Source organism: Arthrobacter echini, from assembly GCF_008107445.1.
Classification (GTDB): domain Bacteria; phylum Actinomycetota; class Actinomycetes; order Actinomycetales; family Micrococcaceae; genus Arthrobacter_D; species Arthrobacter_D echini_A.
This window is the reverse complement of record NZ_VSLD01000001.1, coordinates 887,098-906,909: the sequence shown is the minus strand read 5'-3', so window position 1 is coordinate 906,909 and position 19,812 is coordinate 887,098. Positions and strand designations below refer to the sequence as shown.

The following is a 19,812-nucleotide window of genomic DNA, read 5'->3' as shown; positions in this document are numbered from 1 at the left end:
CAGCTCGGGAGTGGTGTGCGCGCAGGTCAGCGGCTGGTGCGGGGGGCGAAGATCTTCGCCACCAGGCGTGCCACGACATTGAGCAGCATGACCATGATGATCAGGATCAGCGCCGCCGCCCAGGCACGCTGCGTACTCGCATCGATATTCGTCGGGGAGGTCGGGGTCAGAATCTGGTAGTAGATGAACGTCGGGAGCGTGCTCATCCATCCCCCGAAGACATTCAGGTTGATCGAGCTCGCGAATCCCGCGGTGACAAGGATGGGTGCGGTCTCCCCGACCACCCGCGCGATCGCCAGGGTGACGCCCGAGGCGATGCCGGAGATCGCCGTCGGCACCACCACCTTCACGATGGTGCGCCATTTCCTCACACCGAGCGCGTAGGAGGCCTCCCGGAGTTCGTTCGGGACGATCTTGAGCATCTCCTCGGTGGAACGGACGACCACGGGGATCATGAGCACGGACAGGGCGACGGACGCGACGAACCCCGTCCGCGTGCCGGGGCCGAACAGGAGCGCGAACAGCGCGGCCGCGAAGAGGCCCGCGACAATCGAGGGTATCCCCGTCATGACGTCCACGAAGAAGGTGATGGCGCGGTCGAGTGCACCGCCCCTGCCGTACTCCACCAGGTACACGGCGGCCAGGAGGCCTATCGGCACGGAGACGAGCGAGGCCCACAGGGTGATCTGCAGGGTGCCGACGATCGCGTGGTAGGCGCCGCCGAGGACCGGCGTCCCGTTCTCGGCGGACGCGTTGTCCGTGGCACCGGTCACCCCGTTCATCGAGGTGAAGAAGAAGTCGTAGGACAGTCCCGGCAGGCCCCGCTCCAGGACCGTCCAGATGACGGAGAGGAGCGGGAGCAGTGCGATCACGAAGGAGCCGTACACCAGGTACGTCATCAGTGAATCGGCGGCCTTCCGGCTGCCCTCGGCGGCCGCGGTGACCAGTGTGGCGCCGACGACGAAGAAGACGGCAGCGATGAGGGCCCAGACGACCACGTCGAAGCCGATGAGGGCCGAGACGGCGGCGGCGAGCACGACGGCCGCACCGAGGACCACCCAAATCGCATAGCCGGGCAGTCGGCCCTTGGTCAGCTGCGAGCGCCGTGTCTTCAGCAGTGCACTGCTCATGTCAGTTCGCTCCCGAGAAATCCCTGTGGCGGCTGACGATCCAGCGCGCAATGATGTTCACGACCAGCGTGATGACGAAGAGCACCAGGCCCGCCGCGATGAGTTCGCTGAGGCGCAGTCCGTACGCCTCGGGGAAGTTCAGGGCGATCTCCGCGGCGATCGTCTGGTTCCCGGACTGGATCAGGCTCGCGGTGAGGGCGCCGCCGGAGAGCACCAGGGCCACCGCCATGGTCTCGCCCAGGGCCCTGCCGAGTCCGAGCATGGCTGCGCTGACGATGCCGGTCCGCGCGAAAGGGAGCACGGCCATCCAGATCATCTCCAGCCGGGTGGCGCCCATGGCGAGGGCGGCCTCCTCGTGCAGCGTGGGGGTCTGCAGGAAGATCTCCCGGCTCAGTGAGGTGATGATCGGCAGCACCATGACGGCGAGGACGATCCCCGCGGTGAGGATGGTCTTGCCCGTCTGGCTCGCCGGTCCGGCGAAGATCGGGATCCAACCGAGATTTTCGGCCAGCCAGCCGTACGCGACGGCCAGTTGCGGCGCGAGGACCGCATAGCCCCACGCGCCGTAGACCACCGACGGGATGGCGGCCAGCAGGTCCACCAGGTAGCCGAAGGTCATGGCCAGGCGCCGAGGGGCGTAGTGGGAGATGAACAGAGCCACACCGATGCCGAGCGGGGTCGCGAGCAGGAGCGCGATGGCGGCGGCGATGACGGTGCCGACGACGATCGGGAAGATGTAGGCCCCGAAGCCGTCACCACCGGTGATGTCCGCCGGATCGGCGCCCAGGACCGGCAGCGCCTGGATGATCAGGAAGACCGCCACGCCGAACAGGACCACCAGGATCAGGATGCCCGCTCCCAGCGCGGCTCCGGAGAAGACCCGGTCTCCGGACTTGCCTGCCGCATCACGGCTGGTCAGGGTGCTGGTCGACACGGGGAAACCCTTCGGATCGGAGGTTCGGCGCTGCGCGCCGGGGACAGATGTCACGGTACGGGATTCTCCTGCACGGCCCGGAACCGCCGACGGTCCTCCCCGGTCACCATCGGTGAGGTGACGGCGTCTACGACGAACCTACAGTGATCGATCCGATAGCCGTCATGGCGTCCGCCCGGATGTCCTCCGGGAGCGGCGCGCTGCCCGCGGAGGCCGCGGCGGCGTCCTGCCCCTCCGCGCTGACCACATAGGTCTCGAAGGCCTTGACGAGATCCACGGTCTCCTGGTCCGCGTAGCTGCTGCAGACCACGTGGTAGGAGACGAGGACCACGGGGTAGGCGCCGGACTCGGTGGTGTCACGCTCGAGCTCGAGGGACATGTCGACGTCGGACCGGCCCGCGACCCGCGTCGCCGCCTCGACGGCGCGGCCGGCGGCGTCGGCACTGAGGGGCACGTACTCCTCCCCGACCAGCACGCTGACCCGACCGAGATCGCCGACGGCGGAGGCATCCGCGTAGGTGATGGCGCCGTCGGTTCCGGTGGTCGTCGAGACGACGCCGTTGGTACCCTGGGCGTTCTCGGCGACGAGGGCCTCGGGCCAGGCGCCGTCGGCCTCGTCGGTCCAGGCCTCCGGTGCTGCGGCGGCCAGGTACTCGGTGAAGTTCTCGGTGGTCCCGGAGTCGTCCGCACGGTGGACCACGGTGATGGGCGTCGTGGGAAGTTCCACGCCCTCGTTCTGCGCGGCGATCGCCTCGTCGTCCCAGCTCTCCACCTCGCCACGGAAGACGGACGCGATGGTCGCGGCGTCCAGATCCAGCGTGTCGATGCCCGGGAGATTGAAGGCGATCGCGATGGGCGAGACGTACACCGGGATGTCGATGGCACCGTCGGGGCCGCAGATCTCCTTCGAGGCGTCGTACTCCTCGTCGTCGAGGGCTGCATCCGATCCCGCGAACTGCACTCCCTCCGCCAGGAACGCATCGCGGCCGGCCCCCGAACCGTCGGGCGAGTACTGGACGTCGGCGCCGCTCGACGCGGCGAACCCGGACTGCCACGCCGTCATGGCGGCATTCTGGGCCGACGATCCGGCGCCGGTCAGCGTACCGCTGAGCGTGGAGGACCCGGAGGCGGCGTCGGCCGGCGCACCTCCGGTGACGTCGTCGGAACCGCACGCGGTCAGCGCCAGCGCGGCGAGGGAGATGACGGCCATGGTGCGACCGCTACGAAGAGCCTTCACGGGATACTGCCCCTTCCAGGGAGATGGTCACCGGGCACACGCGGCACCGGTGGGAACGCGGAGGACGGAAGTACAGGCTCGACGCTAGGCGGAGCAGATGACGGGACTGATGGTCGGACCTTAACGGGAGGTGAACATCGCCGGCCCGGGCCCGGACATCCCTTCCTCCCGGGTCGGAAGGGGCCAGGGACCCCACCTCATAGACTGGGGCCATGCCGGCACGCCAGGGAGTATCAGCGACGTTCGCCTTCCTGCGCAAACGCTCGCGCATCGGCCTGAGGCGCAGCTCAGGATCGGTCGTCACAGCGCTCCAGATGACCGTCTGCGCGGTAGGGGCCTACGCCTTCGCCGAGGAGGTACTGGGCCACGAGGGGCCGCTCTTCGCAGCGACGTCGTCCATGATCGCCCTCGGCTTCTCCCGCGATCCGCGCCTGCGCCGCGTCCTGGAGGTGGCCCTCGGGTGCACGCTCGGCATCGCGGTGGGCGATGTGCTCCTGACGTTCTTCGGCACCGGTCTGTGGCAGGCGGCCCTCGTCCTGTTCGCGTCCATCCTCCTGGCGCGCTTCCTGGACAGCGGCACCATCTTCACCATGCAGCTCGGCCTGCAGTCCCTGCTCGTGGTGCTGCTCCCAGCCCCCGACGGCGGTCCGTTCACCCGCAGCCTCGACGCGATCGTGGGGGGTCTCTTCGCTCTCCTCATCACCATGCTGCTGCCCCGTGACCCCCGCCACGAACCCAAGACGGACGTCCGCGGTCTCCTGGGCGAACTCTCGGACGTGCTCCGCGAGAGTGCCGCCGCCCTGCGGAACAGCGACTCCACCCGCGCCTGGCACGCCCTCGTGAGAGCGCGCGCCTCCCAGTCCCGGCTCGACAGCCTGACGACCAGCATGCGCTCGGCCGAGGAGGTGGCGCGCATCTCCCCCGCCTACCGGAGGCACCGCGACGAACTCGGGTCCCTTCGGAGGGCCGTCGGCTTCATCGATCTCGCCATCCGGAACAGTCGTGTGTTCTCCCGCCGGCTGACCTCGGTGATCAATCACGCCGCCATGTCCGACGAGGCGGTGTCGGCCCTCAGCCAGGCGCTCGACGACGCCGCCGACGGCGTCGATGTCCTCAGCCGTGCCCTGTCCGGTCAGGACTCGACCGAGCGGGGCCTCAATCTCCGCCAGGCGCGCATAGAACTCGCCGACGTCGCGATCCAGCTCCACCCCGGGCCGCTGCACATCAAGCGCCTCGAGGGCGAGGGCCTCGTGCTGCTCCTGCGCCCCCTCGTGGTGGATTTGCTGGAGGCCACGGGCCTCTCCCACGAGGATGCCTCCGGCTACCTGCCGCGGCTCTGAGCCCGTCCTGTCCGTGGCCGCCGGTAGCCTGAGGCCATGGCCACCAAGACCTCCCCCGCGGCCCGCGCGGGCCGTAGCAACGCCCCGAACTACCGCTGCGCCGAGTGCGGCTGGACCACCGCCAAGTGGGTGGGCCGCTGCGGCGAGTGCCAGGCCTGGGGAACCGTCGAGGAGACCGGCCAGGTGGCGGCCCGCACCACGGCGGCCACGGCCGTCACCACACCCGCACGGAGGATCGCCGACGTCGATGCCACCCTGTCCGGCTTCCAGCCGACGAGGATCGACGAACTCGACCGCGTCCTCGGCGGAGGGCTCGTGCCCGGGGCCGTGATCCTGCTCGCCGGGGAGCCCGGCGTCGGGAAGTCCACCCTCCTGCTCGACGTGGCCGCGCGCGTGGCACGGCTGGGCAAGGACGTCCTCTACGTCACGGGCGAGGAGTCCGCAGCACAGGTGAAACTCCGGGCGGACAGGATCGACGCCGTCGCCGACTCCCTGTACCTCAGCGCGGACACGGATCTGGGCCAGGCCCTCGGCCAGGTCGAGAAGATCGACCCCGCCCTGTTGATCGTCGACTCCGTCCAGACGCTCAGCAGCGCCGCCGTGGACGGCAGTGCCGGCGGGGTCACCCAGGTCCGCGAGGTCGCCGCCTCACTCATCGGGGCGGCGAAGGCCCGCGGCATGACCACGCTGCTCGTGGGGCACGTCACGAAGGACGGTTCGATCGCCGGGCCGAGGCTCCTGGAACACCTGGTCGACGTCGTCTGCCAGTTCGAGGGCGAGCGGCACTCGCGCCTGCGCCTGCTGCGCGCGGTGAAGAACCGCTACGGCCCCACGGACGAGGTGGGCTGTTTCGATCTGACCGACGGCGGGATCGAGGGGCTCGCCGATCCGAGTGGGCTGTTCGTCTCCCGGACCAAGGATCCGGTCTCGGGCACCTGCATCACCGTGACGCTGGAGGGCCGGCGTCCGTTGCTCGCGGAGGTCCAGGCGCTGCTCGCGGAATCCTCCACCTCGCAGCCCCGCCGGGCCACGAGCGGGCTGGACAGTTCCCGCGTGGCGATGCTACTGGCCGTGCTGCAGAGCCGCGCCTCGGTCTCCCTCCACAAGGACGACAGCTACGTGGCCACGGTGGGCGGGGTCAGGCTGACGGAACCGGCCACGGATCTGGCCGTCGCCCTGGCCATCGCCTCGGCCAAGACGGATCACCCGCTCCCGGCCCGGCTCATCGCCTTCGGCGAGGTGGGCCTGGCGGGTGAGGTGCGTCCGGTCCCCGGCATCAACCGGCGCATCCTCGAGGCGGAGCGGCTCGGCTTCACGCACGCGATCGTCCCGGCGTCGCCCGGAGGTACGGGTCCCGTCCCCACCGGTTTCTCGGTGCGGGAGGTGTCCACCCTCGCTGAGGCGCTGGCCCTGCTGTTCTAGGGTGCGGGGCAGGCTGCGGTCGCCGACGACGTACGTCCGCGCCGGTGGGCGCGGCGGCGCCAGTAGTATTGACCTCGGCTGCGCGACACCCCTCAGCCATCGACCGCCGGGCCGCGCCCGGCGCCTGCCCGACTGCGCCGGGCTCTCCACAGCGCGGCAGGCGAAAGGAAGTGCCCATGGTCCGCAGTCCTGAGGACGCGCTGAAGGCCACCCTCGCCAGAGTAGCCCCCGGAACCCAGTTGCGCGACGGTCTTGAGCGAATCCTGCGGGGACGGACCGGAGCGCTGATCGTGCTCGGATTCGACAGGACCGTGGACTCCATCTCCTCGGGCGGATTCGACATCGGCATCGACTTCTCGCCCACGCGCCTGCGGGAGCTGGCGAAGATGGACGGGGCGATCGTCTGCGACCGCGATGCGAGCCGGATCCTCCGTGCGGCGGTGCAGCTCGTTCCCGACCACACCATCGAGACGCAGGAGTCCGGGACGCGGCACCGGACGGCGGAGCGCGTGGCGAAGCAGACCGGACTGCCCGTGATCAGCGTGAGCCAGTCCATGCAGATCATCGCCCTCTACATCGCCGGGATCCGCTTCGTCCTGGAGGGCTCCGAGCCCGTCCTCGCCCGCGCCAACCAGGCCCTGGCCACGCTGGAGCGGTACCGGGCGCGCCTGGACCAGGTGACCAATTCGCTCTCCGCCCTCGAGATCGAGGCGATGGTCACGGTGCGCGACGTGGCCGCCACGCTCCAGCGCCAGGAGATGGTGCGCCGGATCTCGGAGGAGATCTCCCAGTACGTGCTGGAGCTCGGCGTGGACGGCCGCCTCCTCTCGCTCCAGGTCGAGGAGCTGACCACCGGGTTGGGCCCGGGCAGTGAGATGGTCCTGCGCGACTACCTGGAGGTCGGCTCCAGTACCGCCTCGCTCGAGGACCGCGTGAGCACCCTGCAGGGCCTCAGCTCCACCGAGCTGATCGATCTCGGCACCATCGCCGGCGTGCTCGGGTTCACCTCCTCCGGCGATTCGCTGGACACCCCCGTCCACCCGAAGGGCTATCGGCTGCTCTCGGGCATCAAGGCGGTACCCCCGGCCATCGCCAACCGCCTCGTGGACCGCCTGGACGGGCTGCAGAATCTCATGGCGGCGAACATCGAGGATCTGATGGCGGTGGACGGTATCGGCGAGCAGCGCGCGAGGACCGTCCGCGAGGGTCTGTCGAGGATCGCGGAGACGAGCCTTCTCGATCGCTTCCTGTAACGGTGGACCTCTCTACCCAGGAGTACTCATGACCACCCCCTCCGGTGTCCGGGACCCGGCGCGGCTGTCCGGCCGGGCCACCCCACCCACGCTGCTGCACCATCGTGTGACGGCATGGTTCTCGGAGGAAGCCCGTGAGCTGCCCTGGCGGGACCCCGCGTGCTCGCCATGGGGCATCCTGGTCAGCGAGGTGATGCTCCAGCAGACCCCCGTGGTGCGCGTCCTGCCGGTCTGGAGCGAGTGGCTGGAGCGCTGGCCCACCCCGGGCGAGCTCGCGTCGGAGCCCGCAGGTGCCGCCGTACGCCACTGGGGCCGGCTCGGCTATCCGCGCCGGGCGCTGCGCCTGCACGCCGCCGCGAGCGCCATCGTGCTGCAGCACGGCGGCGTCGTCCCGTCCACGCGCGAGGACCTCCTGGCCCTGCCCGGCGTCGGTGCCTACACGGCCGCCGCCGTCGCGGCCTTCGCCTACGGCCGGCGCGAGACGGTGGTGGACACCAATATCAGACGGGTGCACGCGCGCCTGTTCGCGGGCAGCGCCCTGCCCGCCCCGGCACTCACCGCAGCGGAGATGAGGCGGGCCGAGGAGCTGCTGCCCGAGGACGACGCACTCTCGGTGCGGTGGAACGCCGCCGTCATGGAGCTCGGGGCCGTGATCTGCACCGCCCGCGCACCGGCCTGTGGGAGCTGTCCGGTCCAGGACGCCTGCGCCTGGGTCGCCGCGGGCCGTCCCGCCCCGGACCACGTGCCGAAGGGACAGGCGTGGGCCGGCACGGACCGGCAGGTGCGCGGGGCGATGGTGGCCGTACTGCGTGCCGCCGAGAGTCCCCTCCCACGGGCCCTGCTGATCCGGGGCCCGCTGGATCTCGGGTCGGGACCCCCGCCCGGCATCACGTCCGCGGGACCCGACCAGCTGCCGGGCGCGCTCGGTGCGCTGCACGGACTGCAGGCGCCCGCCGAGCAGCACGAGCGGGCACTCGCCGGACTGCTGTCGGACGGCCTGGCCGAGGAGACGGACGGGAGTATCCATCTGCCCTCCTGACCCGAATCAGGACGGCGAGGCTCAGGAGGGCGGGGCTCAGGACGGCTCCCCGAACCCCGATTCGACGGACTCCCGGACGACGTCGAGAGCACGCTGCGCATCGGGACCGCTCGCCTCGACCGATGCCCTCTCCCCCTGACCGAGGCCGAGACTCATGAGCAGCATCACCGAGGTGGCGTCCACACCGTTGAGCGTCACCTCCGCATCGAGTTCCAGGAGGGCCGCGGCCAGCACGGCAGCCGGACGGGCGTGGAGGCCCATCCTGTTCGGGAGCGTGAACGAGCCACTGACCTGCGACCCGGCCGGGGAGGCGGTCCCGCCGGGCGCGCCGCCCTCCCCGTGCCCAGTGGCCGCCCCGCTGACGAACGGCTGGAGCTCCTGGGGGCTGAGGGACACCACGGCGCCCTCTGCCGCACGGAGGACCTCCTCCAGCGGGGCTCCGCCCTGGGACTGGACTGCAGCGGCAACGGCACCCTCCACGATGGCCGCCTCGGCCAGGCGCACCGCGGCGCGGACCTCCGGCTCGAGGAACTCGAGCACGGTCTCGGCGGTCATGACGGCGGAACCGAGATCGGTCAGGACCACGACGCCGTCGTCGCCCATGGCCTCCTCGATGCCGGCCCGGACGCGCTCGAAGCTCGTGCCGATCCGGACGCCGTCGCCGTCGTCCGTCCCGCCTGCCGCGACGATCACCACATCGGGCGCCATCTGCGCCGCCAGCTCGACCACGCCGACGGCGATCTTCTCGCTGTGGGAGACGATCACCAGGCCCACACTCATGGGGCGCCGTCTCCTGCAGCATCGACCGCGGCCTCGAGGATCAGGGCGCTCGAGACCGCACCGGGATCCTGGTGCCCGATGCTGCGCTCCCCCAGGTAACTGGCCCTGCCCTTGCGGGCGATCAGCGGCTCCGTGGCCACGGCTCCCGCCCGGGCTGCCTCAGCCGCGGCTGCCAGCACCTCGGCGCCGGTGGAGCCCTCCCGGGCTGCGGTCGTGGCTGCATCGGCGGCCGGGGTCCATGCGTCCACCATGGTCTTGTCGCCCGGTTCGGCCTTGCCCCGCGCCACGATCCCGTCGCGGGCGGCGGCGATCATGGTCGCCAGCTGCGCCGCCTCGATCTCCTCCGCATCCCCGAGGGAGGTCGCGGCCCGCAGGAAAGCGGTCCCGTAGAGGGGTCCGGCCGCACCGCCGACGGTGGACATGAGGGTCATGGCGACCAGTTTCAGGACCGCGGCTGGCGTGGCGGGTGCATCCTCCGTGTCGAGCTTGCCGAGCACAGCCGTGAAGCCGCGATCCAGGTTCTCGCCGTGGTCGGCGTCGCCGATGGCGCGGTCCAGGTCTATCAGTGCCGCGCGCTCGACGGCGATCACGCGGGCCGTCTCCCGCATCCAGCGCAGGGCCCAGGCGGTGTCGAGGCTGCCGGCCATGTCACGCCCCCCAGCGGAGGGCTGCGGTGTGCACGGGGCTGTCCCACAACTCGAGCATCTCGTCGTCCACGCGCAGGACGGTCACGGACGCGCCCTGCATCTCGAGGGCCGTGATGTAGTTGCCCACGAGCGAGCGTTCGATCCTCACGCCGAGGCCCTCGAGCAGCTGCGCCACCCGGCGGAACACGATGTACAGCTCGCTCGCCGGGGTACCTCCCATCCCGTTGACCATCACGATGGCGCGGTCCCCCGAGGTCAGCTGCAGATCGGCCGTGATGGGGTCGAGGAGCCGCTGCGTGATGCCGTCGGCGTCCTCCATGGCGATGCGGTGCCGGCCGGGCTCCCCGTGGATGCCGATGCCGATCTCGATCTCGTCGTCCGCGAGCTCGAAGCTGGGCACTCCCGCGTGCGGGACGGTGCAGGCGGCCAGAGCCACGCCCATCGACCGGACGCCGTCGATCACACGTTGCGCCACGGCGGCGACGCCGTCCAGATCGTCCCCCCGCTCGGCGGCGGCGCCGGCGATGCGCTCCACGAGGACCGTGCCCCCGACCCCGCGGCGTCCCGCGGTGTACAGCGAGTCCTCGACGGCGACGTCGTCGTTCACGAGCACCGAGCGCACGCGCACGCCGTCGGCCTCGGCCATTTCGGCTGCGGTCTCGAAGTTCAGGACATCACCGGTGTAGTTCTTGACGATGTGCAGCACGCCCGCCCCGCCGTCCACGGCCGTGGTGGCCGGGATGATCGCGTCGGGTGTGGGCGAGGTGAAGACCGGACCGGGGACGGCCGCGTCGAGCATGCCGCGCCCCACGTAGCCGGCGTGCAGCGGTTCGTGTCCGCTTCCGCCTCCGGAGACCAGGCCCACCTTGCCCTGCACCGGCGCGTCCCTGCGGACCACGAAGAGCGGATCGGTGTGGACGGTCACGAGATCCGCGTGTGCGACCCCGAATCCTTCGACCGACTCGTCGACCACTGCTCGGGGATCGTTGATGAGCTTCTTCATGGCGGCTGCTCCTTGCTGTGGACGGACAGGGGACCTCACGGCCCGCCCCAGGGGCCGTACGGGCCACTGGCCACGTTACCGGCCCCCGCTGCCCGAGCCTAGCGTCCGGCCGGAGGAGCCGTGCCGGGTACGACGAAGGGAGGGCCCCCGCGACGGGGACCCTCCCTCGGTCCTGCCGGGCTGCCCACGAGGGGCGACCCGATCCGGATCAGTCGCCCTGCTTGAACGCGTCCTTGACGTTCTCGCCGGCGTCCTTGACGCTGGAGCTGGCCTGGTCCTTGTGGCCCTCGGCCTCCATGCTCTCGTTCCCGGTCGCCTTGCCGAAGCCTTCCTTCGCCTTGCCGGCCAGGTCCTCGCCCTTGTTCCCGATCTTGTCTCCCAGTCCCATGATGCGGACCTCCTTCGGTTCGGTGTACACCCACCGGATCCGGTGCGCGCCGGCATTTCCGTGGGAAATGCTCAGTAGTCTGACCTTATCCCCGGCTCCGGACGGAACGCCAGCCTCTCGTGGGCACTGCGGTCACAACCGGCGGATCATGCGGGTATTGCCGAGCGTGTTCGGTTTGACCCGCGCGAGATCCAGGAATTCCGCAACCCCTTCGTCGTGCGAGCGCAGCAGCTCGGAGTAGATCTCCGGGTCCACCACGGACTGGTCCTCCATGACCGCGAACCCGTGGCGGCGGAAGAAGTCCACCTCGAACGTCAGGCAGAAGACGCGGCTGACCCCGAAGTCGCGGGCCCCGGCCAGGAGCTCCTCCACCAGCGCGTGGCCCACGCCCAGCCCCCGCGCGACCGAGGACGTCGCCAGGGTACGCACCTCGGCCAGGTCCTCCCACATGATGTGCAGCGCCCCGCAACCGAGCATCACGCCGTCGGGGCTCTCGGCGATCCGGAACTCGGGCAGCGCCTCGTAGTAGGCCACCGTCTCCTTGGCGATCAGGATGCGCTCCTGCGCGAGCGGGGCGATGATCGACCTGATCGCAGGGACGTCCGCGGTGCGCGCGGTACGGATGGTGAAGGGCTGGCTCATCGGACCACTCTACAAATCATCACCGTCCCCGGATCACTACAGGCCGAGCTCCGGTGGCAGCTCACGCTCCTCCCCGAGGAGGTGCGTGGCGAGGAAGGCCTCGATGACCGAGTACCAGATCCTCGCGTGCTGGGGTTTGAGGATCCAGTGGTTCTCGTCGGGGAAGTACAGGAAACGATGCGCCGTGACGCCGTCGTCGTCAGCGGGGAGCTGCGAGGCGGAGAGCAGTTCGTACCACAGGCGCAGGCCCTCGCCGATCGGCACCCTGTAGTCCTTGTCGCCGTGGATGACCAGCATCGGCGTGCTGATGTTTCCCACGTGCGTGTGCGGGGAGTTCTCCCGCATCGCCTCGGGGGTCATCTCGCGTTTCCAGTAGTAGGCCGCGTCGGTCGTCGGACCGAACTGGTCGAGAGCCCACAGGCTCGCGTGCGTGACGATCGCGGCGAATCTGTCGGTGTGCCCGGCGATCCAGTTGGCCATGTAGCCGCCGAAGCTGCCTCCAAGTGCCGCGATGCGCGTGGCGTCGATGTCCGCGCGCGCCACGAGGTGATCGGTCGCCCTCATGAGATCCGTGTACGGCGCTCTGCCCCACTGGCCCCAGCCGCGATCCACCATGTGCTGGCCGTACCCCGTGGACAGGGCCGGGTCCGGCAGCAGCACGGCGTAGCCCCTGGCCGCCATGATCCAGGGGGACCAGCGCCAGCTCCAGGCGTTCCAGGAGCCGATGGGCCCGCCGTGGACCCACAGCAGGGCCGGGGCCGGGGACTCTGCGGAGGCGCCGTCCGGCAGCACCAGCCAGGACGCCACCCGCTGACCGTCCTCCCCGCTCGACTCCATCCGCTCGAGCGTGCCGGGCAGCTCCGGGCGTTCCGCGGGGTTGGGGAGGCGTTCGGTGGCGCCCGAGGCGAGATCCACGCGGACCACCTCGGGCGGGAACAGATAGGAACTGCGGAGCGCGTAGGCCGTGAGACCGTCCGGGGCCGGCCGGACGTCGGAGTAGGCTGCGGCGTCCTGCGTGACCCGGCGGACAGAACCGGTGGCGGTCTCGATCAGGAACACCGGGGCGGAGCCGTCGTCGTCGGCCGTGACCACGAGGGCCGAGCCGTCCGGCAGCCACGCGTGGGGTTCGGGCCAGCGGTCCCACTCGGCCGCCAGCGGGACCGGCTCACCGCCGTCGAGCGGCAGCAGCAGCAGGCTGCTGTGGGGTGCGAGCTCGGCCGTGGTCCGCCGTTCCCGCACCACTACGAGGTGCCCACCGTCCGGGCTCACAGGACCGGGAGAGTAGTCGTTCTCGCGGTCGTCGAGCAGCACGTCCAGTCTCCCGGTGGCCAGCTCGACGCGCGCCAGGACGGTGCGCTGGGAACCTCGCTCCTCCGGGAGCGTGAGCGAGGTGAAGAGGGCGGAGCCGTCCGGTGTGAGGACCGGGTCGGCGTTCCGGAGCCCGTCCCGGACGGACGGGACGAGGTCCGCGAGTGTGTCCACCTCGCTCCGGGTGCCCTGCACAGCGAAGTACCGGGGTTCCTCGGGACCGAGATCGGCGTCCCAGTACCGCACGGGGTAGCCGGTGTGGAGGATGGCCGCGACCCCGCCGTCCTTGCGCAGGGTGCGGCGCTCGACGTCGTCCTGCTCGGTCGTGGACCCGGCGAGCACGCTTCCGGTGACGATGGCCACCTCGGCGTCGTCCGCCGTGGCCACCCCCGAGACCCCGCCCTCGCGGGACAGGAACAGTGACGCCTCACCGCCCGCGGCGGGGAGGCGCCAGAGTGCCGGACGCTTCTCGGCGTCGGCGTCGGCGTCGTCCGGATCGGGGCGGGCGGAGGTGAACAGGAGATCTCCGCCGGAGAGGAACGCCGCCCCCGATTCACCGGCCCCGCTGCGCGTGAGCCGACGTGCGGGCTGCCTGCCCTCAGGGTCGATCTCCCACAGCGCGCTCTGATACGCGGTCTTCTTCTGGTCGAGGGTGGCGACAGTCGCCACCAGGCGCGTGCCCCGCCGGTCGAGGGCGAGTCCGCTCAGGCGCGGCAGGGCGACGAAGTCGTCGAGATCGGAGAAAGGGGTGCTCATGGGTCATCTCTACCACCGGATGTGGGCGGGGTCACAGGAGTTCACTCTGGGAGGAATCCAGTTGCCGAGGGCACCGAACCGTCCGGCTCCGCTCCCCATCAGACGACGGAACCCGCCCTGGTGGCCAGGGCGGGTTCCGTCGCGCGCAGAGGGTGGTCCTACTCGGGGACCGTGGCCTCCAGTGCGGCGGGGGCGTCCTCGATCTCCTTGGGCGCTCCGACTCCGACGAAGGTGAACTTCGCGTCCGCTCCTTCGCCCTCGACGTCGATATGGATGCGCTCTCCCGAGGTGATCTCACCGAAGAGGATCTTCTCCGAGAGCTGATCCTCGATCTCGCGCTGGATGGTGCGCCGCAGCGGCCGCGCACCCATCGCCGGATCGTAGCCCCGCGTGGCCAGCAGCACCTTGGCGGCCGGTGTGAGCTCCATGGTCATCCCCTGGTCGCCCATGCGCTTCCCGAGCCGGTCGAGGAACAGGTCCACGATCTCGATGATCTCGTCCTGTGTGAGCTGCGGGAACACCACGGTGTCGTCCACACGGTTCAGGAATTCGGGACGGAAGTGCTGCTTGAGCTCCTCCTGGACCTTGGCCTTCATCCGGTTGTAGCTCGTGGTGGTGTCGGTGCCGGACTGGAAGCCCGTCATCACACCCTTCGAGATGTCCCGCGTACCGAGGTTCGTGGTCATGATGATCACGGTGTTCTTGAAGTCCACCATGCGTCCCTGGCTGTCGGTCAAGCGACCGTCCTCCAGGATCTGCAGGAGCGAGTTGAACAGGTCCGAGTGGGCCTTCTCCACCTCGTCGAACAGGACCACGGAGAACGGCTTGCGGCGGACCTTCTCGGTCAGCTGTCCGCCCTCCTCGTAGCCCACATAGCCCGGAGGAGCACCGAAGAGCCGCGACACGGTGTGCTTCTCGGAGTACTCGGACATGTCGAGGGTGATCAGCGCGTCCTCGTCCCCGAACAGGAACTCCGCGAGTGCCTTGGCGAGCTCGGTCTTGCCCACACCGGTGGGGCCGGCGAAGATGAACGAGCCGCCCGGACGCTTCGGATCCTTCAGGCCGGCCCGCGTGCGCCGGATGGCCTGGGAGATCGACTTGATGGCCTCGTTCTGGCCGACCACGCGCTTGTGGAGCTCGGCCTCCATGTTCAGCAGTCGCGAGGACTCGGCCTCGGTCAGCTTGAAGACGGGGATGCCGGTCGAATTGGCCAGCACCTCGGCGATGAGCTCCTCGTCGACCTCGGCGACATCGTCGAGTCCGCCGGACTTCCAGCGGCGCTCCTTGTCGCTGCGCTCGTCGTGGAGCTTCTGCTCCTTGTCGCGCAGCGAGGCGGCACCCTCGAAGTCCTGGGAGTCGATGGCCGACTCCTTCTCGCGCCGCACCTCGGCGATGCGCTCGTCCATCTCCTTGAGCTCCGGCGGCGCCGTCATCCGGCGGATGCGCAGGCGTGCCCCGGCCTCGTCGATCAGGTCGATCGCCTTGTCCGGGAGGAACCGGTCCGAGATGTAGCGCTCGGCCAGCGTCGCGGCACTGGTCAGCGCGCCGTCGGTGATGGACACGCGGTGGTGGGCCTCGTAGCGGTCACGCAGGCCCTTGAGGATCTCGATGGCGTGCGCCACGGACGGCTCGGCCACCTGGATCGGCTGGAACCGGCGCTCGAGCGCCGCGTCCTTCTCGATGTGCTTGCGGTACTCGTCGAGCGTGGTGGCGCCGATCGTCTGGAGCTCACCGCGTGCCAGCATGGGCTTGAGGATCGACGCGGCGTCGATGGCGCCCTCGGCTGCTCCGGCTCCCACGAGGGTGTGGATCTCGTCGATGAAGAGGATGATGTCGCCGCGGGTGCGGATCTCCTTGAGCACCTTCTTCAGGCGCTCCTCGAAGTCACCGCGGTAGCGCGAGCCCGCCACGAGGGAACCGAGGTCAAGCGTGTAGAGCTGCTTGTCCTTGATGGTCTCCGGGACGTCACCGCGGATGATCGCCTGGGCGAGGCCCTCGACGACGGCGGTCTTGCCGACGCCGGGCTCACCGATGAGGACGGGGTTGTTCTTGGTGCGGCGGGAGAGCACCTGCATGACGCGTTCCATCTCCTGCTCGCGCCCGATCACCGGGTCGAGCTTGGATTCGCGCGCCGCCTGCGTGAGGTTCCGCCCGAACTGGTCGAGGACCACGGACCCCGCTGGAGTACCCTCCTGCGCCGGGCCGCCGGCAGCCGCCGGCTCCTTGCCCTGGTAGCCCGACAGGAGCTGGATGACCTGCTGGCGGACGCGGTTCAGATCCGCTCCGAGCTTCACCAGGACCTGCGCGGCGACACCCTCGCCCTCGCGGATGAGACCGAGCAGGATGTGCTCGGTACCGATGTAGTTGTGGCCGAGCTGGAGGGCCTCCCGGAGGGACAGTTCCAGCACCTTCTTGGCCCGGGGGGTGAAGGGGATATGACCGGACGGGGCCTGCTGGCCCTGCCCGATGATCTCCTGGACCTGTTCCCTGACGGCACCCAGCGAGATGCTCAGTGACTCCAGCGCCTTGGCGGCAACGCCCTCACCCTCGTGGATCAGGCCAAGCAGAATGTGCTCGGTGCCGATGTAATTGTGGTTGAGCATGCGGGCCTCTTCCTGGGCCAGCACAACAACTCGACGGGCACGATCCGTAAATCTTTCGAACATCAGACACACACTCCTAGCTAACGTGTAATTCGATGCTACGGGCACGGAGTGTGCCGTGGGTGCGTGTTCGCCACAGGCGAGAAATCGCCGGAGTCCCCAAAGCCCCGGCGCCGGACGTCAGCGCTGTGCCGCGCGGTACGCCTCGACGATCTCGCTGTTGACACGGCCGCGGGAGGAGACCGTGTAGCCGTTGTCCTTGGCCCATTCCCGGATCTGCGCCGCTTCCTGGTTGCGCGAGGGGGAGGACGTACCGGAGCGCTGCTGCTTGCCCTGGCTGCTGCGCCGCGCGGCACCGACGTAATCCGAGAGCGCATTCCTCAGCTCGGAAGCATGCTTCTCCGAGAGATCTATCTCGTACTGCACACCGTCGAGACCGAACCGCACGGTTTCGTCGGCGTCGCCCTGGTCCATGTCATCGATGAGAATGATCTTCGTCTTCTGCGCCATTGTGCTCTCCTATTGATTCCCGAATAACAGTACCCCCGTAAAAGAGTATGAAGTACTTATTCAGCCAGGTCAAAGACGGGCATTCTAATGCGGGTTCATTTCGTCATCGTCATTGTCCCGCCTAGCAGCACGGTCGTGGGCGTCCTGTTCGTCCTGCATCCGCTCGGCCTGCGCCATGGCCTCTCGCTCGGACCGATCCACATTGAAGATCGCCTTAATGACGAAATAGAAGATCACTCCCAGGACGAGCGACGGGAGGAGGACGGCGAGATATTCCATGTCTACTGACCCGCTTCGGGCCGGAGAATGGGGAAGAGAATGGATTCCCGAATTCCGACGTCCGTGAAAAGCATCACCAGGCGGTCTATCCCGAGACCGATACCGCCCATGGGCGGCGCGCCGTATTCGAGTGCGCGGAGGAAATCCTCGTCCAGTTGCATTGCCTCGTCGTCGCCCGCCGCGGACCGGCGGGATTGCAGCGTGAGCCGCTCCCGCTGGATCACGGGGTCGATGAGTTCGGAGAACGCCGTACCGCGCTCCATGCCCCCGATGATGAGGTCCCAGGCCTCGATGAGCCGCGGATCGTCACGGTGCGGCCGGGCGAGCGGCTGCGCCGAGGGCGGGTAGTCGTACACGAAGGTGGGCTGGATGAGGGTCGGTTCGACGAGCTCCGAGAACAGTTCGAGCACGATCTTCGCTGCATCCCAGGACGGATCGAGCGCGACGCCGTGGCGTTCGGCGATCGGGCGGAGCTCCTCCGCATCGGTCTCCGGGGTGACCTGGAGATCCACCACTGCCGACAGGCCGGGGTAGACCCCGAGCCAGGCCCACTCGCCGTCGAGCTCGATGGTGCCCTGCGCGGTCTCGAGGGTGCGTGAGCCCAGCAGGTCCGCGCAGGCGAGGATCATCTCCTGCATCCGCTCCGCCATGACGAACTGGTCCGCGTAGGCCTCGTAGCTCTCGAGCATGGTGAACTCGGGGCTGTGCGTGGAATCGACGCCCTCGTTGCGGAAGATGCGGCCGATCTCGTAGACGCGGTCTATCCCGCCCACGACGGCACGCTTGAGATACAGCTCGAGGGCGATGCGCAGTGTCATCTTCTGGTCGAACGCGTTGAGGTGCGTCTCGAAGGGCCGGGCGGTCGCGCCGCCGTGGACGAGCTGGAGCACCGGGGTCTCCACCTCGATGTAGTCGCGCTGGTGGAGTGTCTCGCGCAGTGTCCGCGTGATCGCCGCACGCGTGCGCACCATCTGCCGGGCCTCCTCCCGCACCATGAGGTCCACGTAGCGCTGGCGCACGCGGGTCTCCTCGTTGACTCCGGCGTGGAGGGTGGGCAGGGGGCGCAGGGCCTTCGATGCCATGGCCCAGGTGTGGGCCATGACGGAGAGCTCGCCCCGGCGGGAACTGATGACCTCACCGTGGACCGAGACATGATCCCCGAGATCGACGAGGGACTTCCAGTCCGCCAGGCTGTCGGTGCCGATCTCGGCGAGGCTGAGCATCACCTGCAACCTCGTGCCGTCCCCCTCCTGGAGCGTCGCGAAGCACAGCTTGCCCGAATTGCGGATGAAGACCACCCGTCCGACGACGGCCGCCTGCTGCCCGCTCGATTCACCCGGTTCCAGGGGTGCGAACTGCTCGCGCACCTGGGCGAGGGAGTGCGTCCGTGCCGGCTTCACCGGATAGGGCTCCACCCCGGAGTGGAGCAGGGACTCGCGCTTCTGCCGCCGGAAGCGCATCTGTTCGTTGAGGTCGTCCACGGGGAGGGTCTCGTCACTGGTCACGGAAGACAAGTTTACGACCCCGCCCGCGCCGGGCGGCCCGCACCGCACGTCATGCCGGTCCGGACAGCGCGATGTTGTCGATGAGCCGGACCGCCCCCACCCGTGCCGCGGCGACGGCGAGCGCCGGGGCGGTGGCGTCTGCTGCGTGCACGACGGCGTCGAAGGAGAGCGGATCGACGACGTCGAGGTAGTCCAGCTCCACGCCGTCCGCGGCGCCGATGCGGGCACGCCCGGCCGCGAGGTCCAGCGGGAGCCCGTCCAGGCTCCTCTCGCGCAGCTCCTGCAGCACCCGGGGCAGCACGAGGGCGGCCCTGCGTTCGGCGACGGAGAGGAACCGGTTGCGACTGGACAGGGCCAGACCATCGGTGTCACGCACGATCGGAACACCCTCAATACCTGCGGGGATGTTCAGGTCGAGCACCATGCGCCGGATCAGGGCCAGCTGCTGGGCGTCCTTCTGCCCGAAGTAGGCCCGGTAGTCCGCGGTCGTGGGCCGCGCGAGATTGAGGAGCTTGGCCACCACGGTGAGCATGCCGTCGAAATGGCCGGGCCGGGCGGCCCCCTCGAGCACCTCCCCCACCGTCCCGGCGCTCACGCGGACCAGGGGTTCACCTCCGGGATACATCTCCTCCAGGGTCGGGGCGAAGACGACGTCCACGCCGCTCTCCCCGAGCAGTCGGAGATCGGCATCGAGCGTGCGTGGGTAGCGTTCCAGATCCGCGCGGTCGCCGAACTGCAGCGGGTTCACGAAGATCGAGGCGACCACGACGTCGTCGGTCCGCCGGGCCGTGCCGGCCAGGGCCGCGTGGCCCGCGTGCAGACCGCCCATCGTGGGGACCAGGCCGAGGGAGGCCCTCCTGTCCCCCGTGCCCACGTCCTCCAGAAGGGCGGAGGTGGCCTCGCGGAGCTCGCCGGCGGTGGAGACGAGGAGTGGGGTGGCCTGGGTGGGGATGCCGGTCTCGGTCACGGGAGGGTCCTTCGGAGCGTTCGATGGGCACGGACGACGCCTCGGGGGCGCGGCCGCAGGAAAGGTGGG

At 69.6% G+C, this 19,812-nt stretch carries 18 protein-coding genes; 4 read left to right on the top strand and 14 right to left on the bottom strand.

The annotated features are described in order from the left end of the window. Nucleotides 1–26: 26 nt before the first annotated feature. The 3 genes from pstA to pstS form a co-directional block, all read right to left on the bottom strand. A complete protein-coding gene (gene pstA / locus FQ377_RS04335; protein WP_148599956.1) occupies nucleotides 27–1,130 on the bottom strand; it encodes a phosphate ABC transporter permease PstA in 1,104 nt (367 codons plus the stop codon). A gap of 1 nt (nucleotide 1,131) precedes the next feature. Then, nucleotides 1,132–2,064, bottom strand: a complete 933-nt coding sequence (gene pstC, locus FQ377_RS04330; RefSeq protein WP_148599955.1) for a phosphate ABC transporter permease subunit PstC — start codon at nucleotides 2,062–2,064, stop codon at nucleotides 1,132–1,134. A gap of 127 nt (nucleotides 2,065–2,191) precedes the next feature. Next, entirely contained in the window at nucleotides 2,192–3,301 is a 1,110-nt protein-coding gene (gene pstS / locus FQ377_RS04325; RefSeq protein WP_148599954.1) for a phosphate ABC transporter substrate-binding protein PstS, read from the bottom strand. 212 nt (nucleotides 3,302–3,513) lie between these two features. Here pstS and FQ377_RS04320 point away from each other — a divergent pair, with 212 nt between their 5' ends. The 4 genes from FQ377_RS04320 to FQ377_RS04305 all read left to right on the top strand — a co-directional run bounded on the left by FQ377_RS04320 (nucleotide 3,514) and on the right by FQ377_RS04305 (nucleotide 8,355). Next, nucleotides 3,514–4,641: an FUSC family protein gene (locus FQ377_RS04320; RefSeq protein ID WP_148599953.1), complete on the top strand. Its 1,128-nt coding sequence runs from the start codon at nucleotides 3,514–3,516 to the stop codon at nucleotides 4,639–4,641. Between the two features lie 36 nt (nucleotides 4,642–4,677). Beyond that, nucleotides 4,678–6,063, top strand: a complete 1,386-nt coding sequence (radA, locus tag FQ377_RS04315) for a DNA repair protein RadA (protein ID WP_148599952.1) — start codon at nucleotides 4,678–4,680, stop codon at nucleotides 6,061–6,063. A gap of 176 nt (nucleotides 6,064–6,239) precedes the next feature. Further along, on the top strand, nucleotides 6,240–7,316 hold the full coding sequence (disA, locus tag FQ377_RS04310) for a DNA integrity scanning diadenylate cyclase DisA (protein WP_148599951.1): 1,077 nt from the start codon (nucleotides 6,240–6,242) through the stop codon (nucleotides 7,314–7,316). A gap of 28 nt (nucleotides 7,317–7,344) precedes the next feature. Next, complete coding sequence (locus tag FQ377_RS04305; RefSeq protein ID WP_148599950.1) at nucleotides 7,345–8,355, top strand: HhH-GPD family protein; 1,011 nt, start codon at nucleotides 7,345–7,347, stop codon at nucleotides 8,353–8,355. A 36-nt stretch (nucleotides 8,356–8,391) separates the two neighbouring features. Here the strand turns inward: FQ377_RS04305 and dhaM are convergent, their stop codons facing one another. The 11 genes from dhaM to panC all read right to left on the bottom strand — a co-directional run bounded on the left by dhaM (nucleotide 8,392) and on the right by panC (nucleotide 19,743). Next, nucleotides 8,392–9,135, bottom strand: a complete 744-nt coding sequence (dhaM, locus tag FQ377_RS04300) for a dihydroxyacetone kinase phosphoryl donor subunit DhaM (RefSeq protein WP_148599949.1) — start codon at nucleotides 9,133–9,135, stop codon at nucleotides 8,392–8,394. Next, complete coding sequence (gene dhaL, locus FQ377_RS04295) at nucleotides 9,132–9,782, bottom strand: dihydroxyacetone kinase subunit DhaL (protein WP_148599948.1); 651 nt, start codon at nucleotides 9,780–9,782, stop codon at nucleotides 9,132–9,134. The genes dhaM and dhaL overlap by 4 nt, the downstream gene beginning before the upstream one ends. A 1-nt stretch (nucleotide 9,783) precedes the next feature. Further along, on the bottom strand, nucleotides 9,784–10,785 hold the full coding sequence (gene dhaK, locus FQ377_RS04290) for a dihydroxyacetone kinase subunit DhaK (RefSeq protein WP_148599947.1): 1,002 nt from the start codon (nucleotides 10,783–10,785) through the stop codon (nucleotides 9,784–9,786). 208 nt (nucleotides 10,786–10,993) lie between these two features. After that, entirely contained in the window at nucleotides 10,994–11,173 is a 180-nt protein-coding gene (locus tag FQ377_RS04285) for a CsbD family protein (protein ID WP_148599946.1), read from the bottom strand. Nucleotides 11,174–11,305: 132 nt separating this feature from the next. Then, a complete protein-coding gene (locus tag FQ377_RS04280) occupies nucleotides 11,306–11,815 on the bottom strand; it encodes an amino-acid N-acetyltransferase (protein WP_148599945.1) in 510 nt (169 codons plus the stop codon). A gap of 36 nt (nucleotides 11,816–11,851) precedes the next feature. Further along, a complete protein-coding gene (locus FQ377_RS04275; RefSeq protein WP_148599944.1) occupies nucleotides 11,852–13,879 on the bottom strand; it encodes a S9 family peptidase in 2,028 nt (675 codons plus the stop codon). A gap of 158 nt (nucleotides 13,880–14,037) precedes the next feature. Next, nucleotides 14,038–16,545: an ATP-dependent Clp protease ATP-binding subunit gene (locus FQ377_RS04270; protein WP_148599943.1), complete on the bottom strand. Its 2,508-nt coding sequence runs from the start codon at nucleotides 16,543–16,545 to the stop codon at nucleotides 14,038–14,040. A gap of 117 nt (nucleotides 16,546–16,662) precedes the next feature. Next, nucleotides 16,663–16,992: a histone-like nucleoid-structuring protein Lsr2 gene (locus tag FQ377_RS04265; RefSeq protein WP_148599942.1), complete on the bottom strand. Its 330-nt coding sequence runs from the start codon at nucleotides 16,990–16,992 to the stop codon at nucleotides 16,663–16,665. An 84-nt stretch (nucleotides 16,993–17,076) separates the two neighbouring features. Continuing rightward, nucleotides 17,077–17,271 (bottom strand): hypothetical protein, encoded by a 195-nt coding sequence (locus FQ377_RS04260; protein WP_148599941.1) that lies wholly within the window; start codon nucleotides 17,269–17,271, stop codon nucleotides 17,077–17,079. A gap of 2 nt (nucleotides 17,272–17,273) precedes the next feature. Then, nucleotides 17,274–18,776 carry a lysine--tRNA ligase gene (gene lysS / locus FQ377_RS04255; RefSeq protein WP_262364253.1) on the bottom strand — a complete coding sequence of 501 codons (1,503 nt, stop codon included), beginning with the start codon at nucleotides 18,774–18,776 and terminating at the stop codon, nucleotides 17,274–17,276. A gap of 49 nt (nucleotides 18,777–18,825) precedes the next feature. Then, nucleotides 18,826–19,743: a pantoate--beta-alanine ligase gene (gene panC, locus FQ377_RS04250; protein WP_262364252.1), complete on the bottom strand. Its 918-nt coding sequence runs from the start codon at nucleotides 19,741–19,743 to the stop codon at nucleotides 18,826–18,828. Between the last annotated feature and the right edge of the window lie 69 nt (nucleotides 19,744–19,812).